We start from the raw sequence: 11437 nt of genomic DNA, 5'->3' as shown, positions 1-11437 counted from the left end.
CACACAGTGGTCCCCGGCGAGGCCTACCACCACGATGGTGGCGATTTCACGTGTCATGAGAATCGTGTGGAGTTCGGTCGCCTGTGCGGTGTCGGTGAGCGGATCCCGGACGGTGAATCCCGAGTAGCCGTTCTCACCGCCTGTCCCCTTGCGAACCACGGTTCCCTCAACCCGCAACGCCGGATGCAGTCGTGCGCCCACGGTTTCCCGTACGCAATGCGGTGGCCAGATGCCTCCGCCGGTGGAGAAGTGCGGGGTGGTGGGTGGATGCCAGTCCTGGGTGTACACCACCGGTGAACCTGCGGCCACCGCTTGTTCGATCTCGGCATTGACGGTCGGTATGAGCTCCTGCCCACCGGGGACGTACAGACTCCCGGCTGGCGCGGCGAAGTCGTTCTGCATGTCGATCACGAGGAGGGCGACGCCTGGTCGGTATCTCTCGGTCACAGGTTCGGTCATAGGTCGATTTTGGGGCTTCGCTCCGGATTTGGCGCGCCAGGGCCGGGCTCGCGATGGGCCGGGCCGGGCTCGCGATGGGCCGGGCTACAGTGGGCGGGTGCGTAGCAGAGACTACGGGCCTGACGTGCTGGCGCAGCAGAAACGCGCACGGCCTGCGCCACCGCCCACGGTGGAGGCCGAGCGGGAGCTGGTCGTCGAGGATGTCGCGACCGGCTTCTGCGGCGCGGTCGTCGAGGTGGAGGCCGGTGGTGTGGTGCTGGAGGACCGTCATGGTCGGCGTCGGGCCTTCCCGCTCGACCCCGGCGCCTTCCTGCTGGACGGCCGGCCGGTCACGCTGATCCGGCCCCAACGGTCGGCGCCCGCGGGCCCTGCCCGCACCGCGTCGGGGTCCGTGGCCGTTCATGACCACCGGGCGCGGGTCGCGCAGGCGAGCCGGATCTACGTGGAGGGGCTGCACGACGCAGCGCTCGTCGAGCGTATCTGGGGAGATGACCTTCGGGTGGAAGGCGTCGTCGTCGAATCTCTCGACGGAGTAGACGATCTTCCCGCGGTCGTCGCGTCGTTCCGGCCGGGGCCGTCACGCCGGCTCGGGGTGCTCGTCGACCACCTGGTCGCCGGTTCCAAGGAGAGCCGGATCGCCGCGTCTGTGACCTCGCCGCACGTGCTGGTGACCGGGCATCCCTACATCGACATCTGGCAGGCGGTGAAGCCGGCCTCCGTGGGGATCGCGGCGTGGCCGCGGGTGCCCCCGGGCGAGCCGTGGAAAGAAGGCGTGTGTCGTGCCCTCGGAGTCGCCGAACCCGTGGACATGTGGCGTCGGGTGCTTGCTGGCGTGCATTCCTACACCGATGTCGAAGTGGGTCTTCTCGGCGCGGTCGAACGTCTCATCGATTTTGTGACCGCGGAGACCGTGTGACGATGGATCCTCGGTAGATGCCTTCTCGGTCGCGGGCGTTCGCGATGGTCCTCGCGGCCGCCGTGCTCCTCTTGGTCGGCCTTGCGGCTCGTGGCGTGTCATCGCCATCTCGCGGGTCCGGTGCCCCGCCGCAGACGGACGCCGCCGTTGTCGGGCTGGCGCTGTCGGCGGGTCAGGACCGGCTACGGGGACGCACGATCCTGCTGGACCCCGGACACAACGGTGGTAACGCGGCGGCCGCCGCGGTCATCTCCCGCAAGGTGGACGCGGGTGGTGCGGAAAAAGAGTGCGACACCGCCGGCGCCGAGACCAACGATGGATACCCCGAACATGCGTTCGCCTTTGACGTCGCGATCCGGGCAGCTGCGCTGCTACGCGGACGCGGCGCCACGGTTGTGTTGACCCGACCGGACGACTCCGGGGTCGGCCCGTGCATCAACGAGCGGGCGCGGATCGGCAACGACGTCCATGCCGATGCGGCGGTGTCCGTGCACGCCGACGGCGGGCCGCCAACCGGTAGCGGCTTTCACATCATCGCCCCGAGCCTTGGCCCCGACGGCGCCAACGCCGTGATTCTCGCTCCGTCGGCACGTCTGGCGGACGCGCTGCGGATCGGGTTCGAACATGACACCGGCGAACCGCGGGCCGACTACGTTGCCGACGCGGGGTTGTCATTCCGTGCGGACCTCGGTGGGCTGAACCTGTCACGGGTGCCGAAGGTGTTCATCGAATGCGCCAACATGCGCAACCCGGCCGATGCCACGCGGGTCTCGGACGCCACCTGGCGTCAGCACGCCGCACAGGGTGTCGCCGACGGCATCACGCTCTTTCTCCCGGCGCCACCGTCCTGAACGGCTGTTCGGGCGAGGGAGGCCGTCTGGTTCAGCCGTCTGGTTCAGTCGGTGACCGTGATCGCGTGCTCCGGGCAGGCCTCGGCGCCCTTGCGTGCCTGATCCTGTAGGTCCGCGGGTACTTCCGGGTTGGTGATCAGGCAGTAGCCGTCCTCGAGCTCGTAGACGTCCGGTCCGTGGACGTTGCATTGGCCGTGGCCGGCGCACACGGACGGGTCGACGCTGACGCGCATGTGTCCTCCTGTCGATCGGATGGGTCTGATTCGACGGGTCAGATCGGACGGGTCAGATCGGACGGGTCAGACCCGATGGGTGCTGTCATGCATACGGGCAGAGGCATTGTCGCACGCCCTCGGTCGGGTGGCGCCAATGGTGTGTGCCCCGGCCGGGTGGCCGGGGCACACAGTTGTACGCTCTGATGTCCCGACTGCGCAGGACGACTACCGCTTGCTCTCCGGACGCACGATCTCCCAGGTCACGTTGTCCCCGTGCTGGGCGGTGTAGAACACCCGCCAGCCATTGGTGAAGGCGTCCGGTACCCGGTCGCCGAGGATGCCGTGCTTGCCGGGGTCACCGTCGGAGACGTGGATCCCGGTGATCTCGTTGTCGCCCTCGTTCTGGAATCCGCTGCCACTGACGGAGCCGAGGCCCGAGTCGAGCGTGGCCGACGGGTCACGGCCCTCAGCGAGGAATCGCAGCGGTTGCACGCCATCGGCGTAGTTGTGCCACACGTCGAGCAGGTAACCGGAGTCGAGCGCGTTACGCTGGGTGTGCAGGGTGTCTCCAGCGTCCTCGACGAACGCGACGTGGTTGCGGTCAAAGAACGCGACGTTGTCGAACCCGCTGTGCGCCTGGTCACCCTTGTAGAACAGGGAAAGCGTGCCGTTGTCGGCGGTCGGGCTGGTCTGGGTGAGCTTCATGACCGAGCCCCAGCCGCCGTATTCGGCGTTCGCGGTCGAGTTCGCGTTGGTGTCGCCGGTCTCGTCGAAGTAGAATTCGCGGAAGTCCGCACCCGGCCGGAACTGCCCGTTCTCCGGCCGCTTGAACGGGGTCGCGCCAGCCTGCTTCGCCGCCGCGTTCGCGCTGAACGCCAGCCCGCTGGTATCGGTCGCGGTGTCGTGGATCGTCACCCAGTGAGTGTTGAAGGTCTTGCCGTAGGTGTGCAGATCTTTGGTGTCCTGGCTGAAGGCGTTGCCGTCGGGGTGGGTGGCGTCGATCGGCTGGAACGTGATCGGCTGACCGGTACCCGCCGAGATCACCTGCAGGGCCTGCAGCTTGCCGCCCTTGGTGAGGTCACTCTTGTCGACCGGCACGAACCGGTAGACGAAGCTGTTCGGCAGCTTCGCGAACGTGCCCGCAATCGTCGTGCCACCGACGTCCTCGATGACCCACAGGTTACCGGCGGAGTCGTTCTGGATTCCCTCGTAGCCGCCGCGGCCCAGGCTGGCGGAGATGTCCTCGACCTGCGAGCCGATGTCTGGCGTCGCCTGCCAGACGCCGCCGTTGGCACCCAACTCCGCGGTGAACAACAGCCGCTTCGCCCACGGGTCCCAGGTGGAGCCGTCGATGTTCGGCAGGGCGTTACCCGCGACGTCCGTCGTGGCGAGCAGGGTCACCCGGTGGGCCGCGTCCGCGTCGAGGTTGATCCGGGTGATGTAGCCGGGCTTGCTGTTCTCGTGACCCTGGAACAGGAAGTGGGTCCCGTAGTCGTAACTCGGGTCGGCGCCGTGCTGACCGGTCAGCCGCAGGTAGGTGTTCTTGTCCGGCTCGGTCTTGGTGGCCTCGACGTTGTGCGTCGTGCTCTGCACGTCGCCCGGGGCCGGTAGGAGGTTCGCGGAGTCACCGTCGTAGCCGTAGTACGGCACTGAGGGTATGGCGTTTTCGAGTCTGTTCGAGCCCTGGGCGGCAATGATCTGCGATAGCTCCACCGACAGCGCACTCGGCACTGGCACGTTGGGAGCCTTGGTGTTGGCGCTCGGTAGTGACGTCAACCTGAGGCCGGCTGTGGTGGCCGGTCCCGCTTGCGCGGTTGTGCCCAGCACCAGCCCGCCTAGCACAGCGGCGCTGGCCACCCCGCCGGCAACGATCGCTACCCGTGAACGTTTGGTCCTCACTGGCATCTACATCCTTCCCCCGGGTGCCACACTCTGGGCACCCGGGGGAATACAAGCCGGTCCGGGCGACAACAAGAGCACAGTTGCCCGGCGAATGTGGATCCGGCCTGTGAATATTGGTTGGCCGGTTGGTCAGGCCCGGTTGGTCCGGCGGCCGGCAGTGCCAAAGCGCCCGGGGTAATCACTACCGGCAGACAACAGGAAGAGTGATCCGCGAAGCGCACGAGACGTCCACGATCAGCCACGTTCGCGGGTCCGTACGCACGATGCCCCCCGTGCCATGATTGGCATGCGGGGGCATCGTAGAAGCCCTGGTAAACCGGGGTGGGCGATACTGGGATTGAACCAGTGACCTCTACCGTGTCAAGGTAGCGCTCTCCCACTGAGCTAATCGCCCCAGTTTGTCCGAGATTGTTCCTGAGGCGGAGGCGGGAATCGAACCCGCGTACAGGGCTTTGCAGGCCCTTGCCTAAGCCACTCGGCCACTCCGCCGGGGGAGGCCGGAACCAGCTTGACCTCTGACCTCACACAGTCTCGAGCGGACGACGGGATTCGAACCCGCGACCCTCACCTTGGCAAGGTGATGCTCTACCAGCTGAGCCACGTCCGCGTGCCCCACCGTTTGGCGGTGCAGGTAGCACTCTAGCGGACGATGGGGGAAGCGTCGAATGGACCGCCGTCCGATGTGCCGATGATGTGCAGTTCCTGGGTCAGAGTTCAGTACACCCCGATCAGTCGTGTGGGTCGTGTCTGTCCTGGTCGCGGGACGCGGCCCAGCCGCCCACGCCGGTAGCGTGCTTTGGATGGACGGCACAACGCGGGACAGCTCTGACCAGGGCGGGTGGGCCGGGTCAGGCGGCGTCGCCAGCCGTTCGGGATGGGGCGCGGCACCTGTCGCCGGTGGGCCGCATGCCGCTGGTGGGCCGTATGCCGCTGGTGGGCCGTATGCCGTCGGTGGGCATCGCGAGGTCCGGTACCGTCCGTCACAGTGGCCCGGGCCGTTCGCGGTCGTCGGGGGCAGGCTCGCGACCGGAGTGATCGATATCACCGACGATCTGGCCGCGCTCGATCGCGGCGGGTTCTGGGCGGTGGTGGTTGATTTCGAGGGCACGGCACGGTGTGTGCGGTTCGGTGAGGTCCGGCCCGCGCCACCGTTGGCGGCACTTGCCGGCCGGCCCTGGCGAGGCCCGCCACGTGGAGCCTGGACCTCCAGTCTGGACAGCGCCGGCTACACCCAGGGGGTTCGCCGCATCCGGGCTGAGATCGCCGCTGGCGAGGTCTACCAGGTCAACCTGTGCCGGGTGCAGTCCGTGCCCTTGGCCGACGACGCCGGTGAGGCGGTCGCGGCACTTGCAGCCGCACTCGCGCGCGACAACCCGGCGCCGTATGCGGCGGTGATGTACGTCCCGGAGGCTGATATCCGGCTGGCCAGCGCGTCACCGGAGCTGTTCCTGTCGCGCCGGGCTGACGTCGTGAGATCCAGGCCGATCAAGGGAACCGGCCGGGTAGCGACCGATCTGTGGGACAAGGACATTGCGGAGAACATAATGATTGTCGATCTGGTCCGCAACGACCTGGGCCGGGTTGCACGTATCGGCGGGGTGAGCGTCCAGAGGCTGTGCGCGGTCGAGGCGCACCCGGGTCTGGTGCATCTGGTGTCAACGGTCCAGGCGCAGCTGCGACCAGATGTCGGTTGGCCTGAACTGTTCGCGGCGAGCTTTCCGCCGGGCTCGGTGTCCGGTGCCCCGAAGTCGAGCGCATTGCGCGTCATCGGAGAACTCGAACCGGCTGCTCGTGGACCCTATTGTGGTGCGATCGGCTGGGTGGACGCCGAGAAAGGGCTCGGCGAGCTTGCCGTCGGCATCCGAACATTCTGGTTCACGGCCGGGCGTCTGCACTTCGGCTCCGGCGCTGGAATTACCTGGGGCAGCGATCCGTGGGCCGAGTGGCGCGAAGCAGAGCTCAAGGCTGAGCGTCTGCTGAGGATCGCTTCGTCCACCTCGGAGTGACGCCGTCGAGGTCTGTATGGCGTTCCTACGGCCGGTCGGCCTCGAAGGAACACGGTTGCTGGGAGACCGGACACCTGACTTGCGACCCCCTGGGCCGGGGCGTTCACCCGTCCCGTCCCGGGGGGTGACGTCAGAGGTCGAAGGCCCGCCCCGGCCCCGTCATGTCAGGTTGCAGGTCCGCCCCAGATGAGCAGCGCAAGCTCTGCGTCCAAGTCGACGACATCGCTTTCTGCGCCGAGTGGGACCACCGAATAGGTGCGGCGAAGGAAGGACAGCACCTCCGAGCGCGGCATCTCGAACAGCGCGTGCCCCGATGGACTGGACAGGGAGAGGCAGACGATCCGTCCGCCGGACTGAGCCGCCGGCCAGACCTGCACGTCTCCGTCGCCGGCCGGACGCCGGACACCGTCGCTGAGGAGTTGCCGGGCGAACGTCCACTCGACAACCTCGTCCGCGCCCGTACGGAACCCGATGCTGACCGCGTACGGGTCCGCGGGTTCATAGCGCATCGTCGCCGCGACCGGCACGGGCGCCCCACCGGGAACGACGAGCCGAAGTGCGAGTTCTGCTGTGATGGAATCATGACGAATTGTCATCGGGCGGCCTCTCAGTGCTGCGGTGGTGCGGGCGAGCACCCGTGTAACGAGATAGTTCCCTCTTTGAGGCTCGTTGGAAACAAGGTTATGCGACTTGAACATCCGTTACGCCGGTTCAGGAGACTTGCCCGGCATGGAGCAGGTGTGCAGGCCGCAGTTGGCCGGAAGAGACCACGGTGTGCGCCGTCCGTGATCACTTGTATCGGTTCGCGCCATGTGGCACACCCCCCGTAGGTCGATTACCCTTCGTGCTGGCTTGCTGCTGCCGCAGTGTGCGTCAGGGGAGGTCTACCCCTCCCGTGCTCGTCCCAATCGAGGTGAGTTGTGTCCGGATCGTGACCGAAGAGACTCCGTTCCGCAAGACCTAACGTCGTCGACATCGTGCGACGCTTCCGCGTGGCCCGTCGGTCTCGCCACAGCGTGGTCCCGTCGGACCATCGGCGCCGCTCGGCCAGCCCCCGCCGTGGCATCGCCATGGCGGCGTAGTAGGCTGCAGATGTCTTCCGGGCGTATAGCTCAGTGGTAGAGCGCTGCCTTCACACGGCAGAGGTCCGTGGTTCGAAACCACGTACGCCCACCCATACCTCACAGGCGCTTGTGCCCCGTCGACAGGTCGTGCCCGACGGCTTGATCTCCTTCGTGGGCAGCCGGTGGTCAATATTTTTGATCATGTCCAGCCGGGCGCGCGATCTGACGATCGTCGCGCGCCCTTCGGCCCGTTGATACAGCGGGGACTACGGTCTCCGGGCGCGCGATCTGACGATCGTCGCGCGCCCTTCGGCCCGCTAGCCGAGCCCGGTCAGACCCTTCACCTTGTCCAGGGTTGCGTTTGCGATCTGGCGGGCACGGTCCGCTCCATCGACCAGAATTCCCTCGAGGCCGGCCGGGTCGGCCATCAGTTCGGTAAACCGCGTACGGATCGGTTCGAGTGAGGCGACTATCTGGTCGGCGACCGTGCGCTTGAGGAATCCGTAACCCTTGCCCTCGAAGACGTTCTCGACCTCGTCCCGGTTCTGTCCGGAGAGTATTTCGAAGAGAGTGAGGAGATTGACGACGCCGGGGCCCGCCGTCTCAAAGCGCGTGTCGTTCGACGAATCAGTGGTCGCGCGCATGACGGCCGCTCGGATCTGGTCCGGCGTGTCTACGAGGCCGATTGAGTGCCCAGCCTTGGTCGTGCCCAGGGATTTCGACATCTTCATTGTCGGTTCGTCAAGCCCCATGATGCGCGCGCCGCTCGATCGGATCAGGGGCTCAGGCAGTACAAACGCCGCACCGAACATGTGGTGGAAGCGCTGCGCGATGTCCCGGGTCAACTCGACGTGCTGACGCTGATCCTCACCGACCGGAACTCGGTGAGCACCGTAGAGCAGGATATCCGCGGCCTGCAGCACGGGGTAGTCGAGTAGCCCTGTGCCGACGCTTTCCTGGGCTGCGGACTTCGTCTTGAACTGCGTCATCCGCTCCAGCCACCCCAGCGGCGTGACACAGTTCAGAATCCAGGCGAGTTCGGCGTGCGCCGAGACAGCCGACTGCACGAAGATGACGGACTTCTCCGGATTAATGCCGGCGGCGACGTACAGCGCGGCGGTCTCGCGTGTCTGGGCGCGGAGAACAGCGGGATCGATGGCTTCGGGAATCGTTATGGAGTGCAGGTCGACGATGCAGAAGATGTTGTCGTAGAGATCCTGGTTCTCGACCCAGAGCGAGAGCGCACCCACATAGTTACCAATATGGATTTTCCCGGTCGGTTGAATACCGGAAAACGCTCGCTCTCGCTGCACATCCATGGCTGCTACCGGCACACTCTCTACTCAATTTTCGTCCCCTGGGCCGGTATTGACCGCGGGGTGGTCCGTGCCGTATGCACGGCACGGTGTCGCACCGCTGAGTCTGCCACGTATCCGCCGTATGGCTCGTAGCCCCGTAGCCCCGTAGCCCCGTAGCCCCGTAGCCCCGCTCGGTCCGGCCATCCGGCGACGATCCGCGACAACGGGTTTTGTCTCCCGGACCTGCTGCCGACACCGTTCGGTTAGATCATGTGGCAGCCCCGACACGCGCTGCGGGCGCAGCGGGACTCCTGGGAGTTCTCAGCTGTCAAGCTGTTACGGTTTGCGCCTCGTTCAGCTGCGTGCAATCGGCCATCCGGTGATGATCGTGACGGCCCGTACCGCGTACCCCGCCCGTCGTCGTCCCCGGACTGTTGTCGAACTGATGACATCCGACTATGGGCTGTCCAACAGGTCCGATACGGTACGGATCGCGTTTTGTGTCGGACGTGGTGCATGGCGTTGCAGGCGCCTTCATGGACGTCATGGGTGAAATGACGGTCGACATGACGCCTCGCGGAGCCGACTGTTGAGGGTGCAGCATGGGGGAGGGCGGAGTATGGCTGGGTCAGGCTCAGGGAGCGCTGGATCTGGACGGGCGGAGTGTGGGGTCCGCGCCGTGTTGTCGTTCGATGACCCGCCACCTGTCGGCGCAGCCGCAATGCCACCTGTCGGCGAAGCCGCAATGCCACCTGTCGGCGAAGCCGCAGCCGGCACAGTGAGCAGCGGGAACGGTTGCGACCCGGATGAATCGCGGTGCGGCCGTGACTGGCCCGGCCACACCTTCCTCGGCCGGATCGACCGGCGCCTACGCAGTGAGCTGCTGGGACTCGGACAGATCGTTCGGTTCACCGGCGGCACGATTATGATTATTGAAGGCGACACCGACCGGGACCTGTTCATCCTGCTGGACGGCGTGTGCAAGGTCACGGGGGTGACCCCGCACGGCGCCCAGGCGTTGCTTGCGGTCCGCGTCGGCGGAGATGTTGTCGGGGAGCTGGCCGCGATGGACGGTGAGCCGCGGTCCGCCACGGTGACCGCCGGGGGTGCGGTGACCGCACGCCGGATCAGCGCAGCTGACACGAATCTGTTCCTGGGCAATCATCCGGCGGTGGCGGCGGAGATGAACCGTGCGGTGGCGGCGAAGCTGCGCTGGTCGACTCGGCGCCGGATCGACTACGGCGACCAGGTGAAGATCCGATTGGCGCGCGTCCTGGTTGAGCTGGCCTACCTGCACGGCGAGGCGGTTGACGACGGCATTTCGATCGGCGTGCTGACGCAACCCGAGGTTGGTGCGCTGATAGGCGCCGGCGAGCCGAGCGCGCACAAGGCGCTGGCCGAGTTGCGGGCCGCCGGCATCCTCAGCACCCGCTATCGGCGAATCGTCATCCACGACCTGCCCACGCTCGGGACTGTCGCCGACGGCGACCGGTAGCGATCATCGGGTGCGGCGATGGACGGTCATCGGTACTCCGGAGCGGGGGCGCAACGTCACGCGGGGGAGCGGAACGACCGGAACCTGCGCAACGGGGTCCAAGCGCCAGCGCCGGCAGATCGTGGCGAGTATGAGCGTTCCTTCCATCTCCGCGAACGTGTTGCCGATGCACTGACGGCTGCCGCCCCCGAAGGGGAAGAACGCATACCTGGGCCGGGTGCTCCGGGACGCCGGGGCCGGTGCGCTCGACTCGGGATCCAGCCAGCGTTCCGGGACGAAGCAGTCCGGGTCCGGCCAGTATTGCGGGTCACGGTGCACGACCCACTGGCTGATCATGATTGTTGAACCTGCGGGGACGTGGTACCCGGCTAGTGAGTGGTCCTTCAGCGTCCGCCGGAACATGATCCAGGCTGGCGGGTAGAGCCGCAGTGTCTCGGTGAACACCGCCCGTGTGTACGGAAGGTCGGGCAGATCGTCCAGCGTGGGGAGCCGGTCGCCGAGAACCTCGTCCAGCTCCGCGTGCAGCGCGTCGCGCACCCGCGGGGCTGCGCCGAGGAGATGGAAGGCCCAACTGAGCGCGTTCGCCGTGGTCTCGTGTCCGGCGAGCAGGATTGTCAGGGCCTCGTCGCGTACGGCGTCGTCGTCCAGGGGTGCCCCGGTCTCGGCGTCGCAGGCCGCCAGCAGCAATGACAGCAGGTCGTCGCCGCCGGTCGGGTGTTGCCGACGGTTTGTGATCATCTTTCGGACCAGTGCATCGAGGTCTGCGCGCGAGTCCCGAGCTCGTCTGATCGCAGGCAGTGGCAACTTTTCCAGGTGGCGGCCGCCCGGGATGACTGCTCGCTGTGACACGCCCATGTTCACCGCCAGTGCCCGCCGCACGGTGGTCACGACCTCATTGTCGACGGGTAGGTCGAACACGGTCCTGGCTATGATCCCGAGCGTGAGTTCGGTCATCTGCCTGTGCATGTCCAGGCGTGTTCCTTCGGACCACCCGTCGGCCGCCTGTTCGGCCAGCGTCGCGAATACGGTGCCGTAGGCGGCTATCCGCTGACGGTGGAACAGCGGTTGGATGAGCCGGCGTCGAATCCGGTGCAGCTCGCCTGTGCTGGTCAGAAGCCCGGATCCCAGTATCAGCGCCAGCGGCTGTACCCCCTCGTCGACGGGTGTCCGGCGCCGGTGAATGCCTTTGACGAATACCCGCTGGGATGCCACCAGGACGTCCTGGACGGCC

Annotated in this window: 10 protein-coding genes and 4 tRNA genes; 5 read left to right on the top strand and 9 right to left on the bottom strand. The window is 66.7% G+C overall.

Features of this window, described 5'->3' with window-relative positions:
* A partial coding sequence (locus U9979_RS13735) for an isochorismatase family protein (protein WP_322779673.1) occupies window positions 1–459 on the bottom strand: 459 nt, incomplete at its 3' end.
* A 97-nt stretch (window positions 460–556) separates the two neighbouring features.
* On the opposite strand from U9979_RS13735, the gene U9979_RS13730 reads away from it, so the two are divergent.
* On the top strand, window positions 557–1375 hold the full coding sequence (locus tag U9979_RS13730) for a DUF3097 domain-containing protein (RefSeq protein ID WP_322767319.1): 819 nt from the start codon (window positions 557–559) through the stop codon (window positions 1373–1375).
* Window positions 1376–1392: 17 nt separating this feature from the next.
* The gene (locus U9979_RS13725) at window positions 1393–2226 is read left to right on the top strand and encodes an N-acetylmuramoyl-L-alanine amidase (protein ID WP_322755645.1); all 834 of its coding nucleotides are present in this window, start codon (window positions 1393–1395) and stop codon (window positions 2224–2226) included.
* 44 nt (window positions 2227–2270) lie between these two features.
* Here the strand turns inward: U9979_RS13725 and U9979_RS13720 are convergent, their stop codons facing one another.
* The 5 genes from U9979_RS13720 to U9979_RS13700 all read right to left on the bottom strand — a co-directional run bounded on the left by U9979_RS13720 (window position 2271) and on the right by U9979_RS13700 (window position 4950).
* Window positions 2271–2459 carry a ferredoxin gene (locus U9979_RS13720; RefSeq protein WP_322755646.1) on the bottom strand — a complete coding sequence of 63 codons (189 nt, stop codon included), beginning with the start codon at window positions 2457–2459 and terminating at the stop codon, window positions 2271–2273.
* 207 nt (window positions 2460–2666) lie between these two features.
* Window positions 2667–4346 (bottom strand): alkaline phosphatase PhoX, encoded by a 1680-nt coding sequence (locus tag U9979_RS13715; protein ID WP_322779672.1) that lies wholly within the window; start codon window positions 4344–4346, stop codon window positions 2667–2669.
* A gap of 319 nt (window positions 4347–4665) precedes the next feature.
* A tRNA-Val gene (locus U9979_RS13710) sits at window positions 4666–4737 on the bottom strand.
* Window positions 4738–4760: 23 nt separating this feature from the next.
* Window positions 4761–4832: transfer RNA gene (locus tag U9979_RS13705), tRNA-Cys, on the bottom strand.
* A gap of 45 nt (window positions 4833–4877) precedes the next feature.
* Window positions 4878–4950: transfer RNA gene (locus U9979_RS13700), tRNA-Gly, on the bottom strand.
* A gap of 193 nt (window positions 4951–5143) precedes the next feature.
* Here U9979_RS13700 and U9979_RS13695 point away from each other — a divergent pair.
* Window positions 5144–6349, top strand: a complete 1206-nt coding sequence (locus U9979_RS13695; RefSeq protein ID WP_322779671.1) for a chorismate-binding protein — start codon at window positions 5144–5146, stop codon at window positions 6347–6349.
* Window positions 6350–6513: 164 nt separating this feature from the next.
* Here the strand turns inward: U9979_RS13695 and U9979_RS13690 are convergent, their stop codons facing one another.
* Window positions 6514–6945: an SsgA family sporulation/cell division regulator gene (locus U9979_RS13690; protein ID WP_322755649.1), complete on the bottom strand. Its 432-nt coding sequence runs from the start codon at window positions 6943–6945 to the stop codon at window positions 6514–6516.
* 505 nt (window positions 6946–7450) lie between these two features.
* Between U9979_RS13690 and U9979_RS13685 the strand changes: the two genes are divergently transcribed.
* A tRNA-Val gene (locus U9979_RS13685) sits at window positions 7451–7522 on the top strand.
* Between the two features lie 208 nt (window positions 7523–7730).
* Here the strand turns inward: U9979_RS13685 and trpS are convergent.
* Complete coding sequence (gene trpS, locus U9979_RS13680) at window positions 7731–8732, bottom strand: tryptophan--tRNA ligase (protein WP_322755650.1); 1002 nt, start codon at window positions 8730–8732, stop codon at window positions 7731–7733.
* A gap of 724 nt (window positions 8733–9456) precedes the next feature.
* Here trpS and U9979_RS13675 point away from each other — a divergent pair.
* The gene (locus tag U9979_RS13675) at window positions 9457–10206 is read left to right on the top strand and encodes a Crp/Fnr family transcriptional regulator (RefSeq protein ID WP_322779670.1); all 750 of its coding nucleotides are present in this window, start codon (window positions 9457–9459) and stop codon (window positions 10204–10206) included.
* A gap of 3 nt (window positions 10207–10209) precedes the next feature.
* Here the strand turns inward: U9979_RS13675 and U9979_RS13670 are convergent.
* On the bottom strand, window positions 10210–11437 hold a 1228-nt coding region (locus U9979_RS13670; protein ID WP_322779669.1), incomplete at its 5' end, for a cytochrome P450.

The sequence above is a fragment of the Protofrankia sp. Cas4 genome, assembly GCF_963555915.1.
Taxonomy (GTDB): Bacteria; Actinomycetota; Actinomycetes; order Frankiales; family Frankiaceae; genus Protofrankia.
This window is presented reverse-complemented; position numbering and strand designations above follow the sequence as displayed.

Coding starts and splice junctions, on each gene's coding strand:
- U9979_RS13725 (WP_322755645.1), top strand. CDS start 1,393: ATGCCTTCTCGGTCGCGGGCGTTCGCGATGGTCCTCGCGGCCGCCGTG.
- U9979_RS13720 (WP_322755646.1), bottom strand. CDS start 2,459: ATGCGCGTCAGCGTCGACCCGTCCGTGTGCGCCGGCCACGGCCAATGC.
- U9979_RS13690 (WP_322755649.1), bottom strand. CDS start 6,945: ATGACAATTCGTCATGATTCCATCACAGCAGAACTCGCACTTCGGCTC.
- U9979_RS13695 (WP_322779671.1), top strand. CDS start 5,144: ATGGACGGCACAACGCGGGACAGCTCTGACCAGGGCGGGTGGGCCGGG.
- U9979_RS13715 (WP_322779672.1), bottom strand. CDS start 4,346: ATGCCAGTGAGGACCAAACGTTCACGGGTAGCGATCGTTGCCGGCGGG.
- trpS (WP_322755650.1), bottom strand. CDS start 8,732: ATGGATGTGCAGCGAGAGCGAGCGTTTTCCGGTATTCAACCGACCGGG.
- U9979_RS13675 (WP_322779670.1), top strand. CDS start 9,457: ATGCCACCTGTCGGCGAAGCCGCAGCCGGCACAGTGAGCAGCGGGAAC.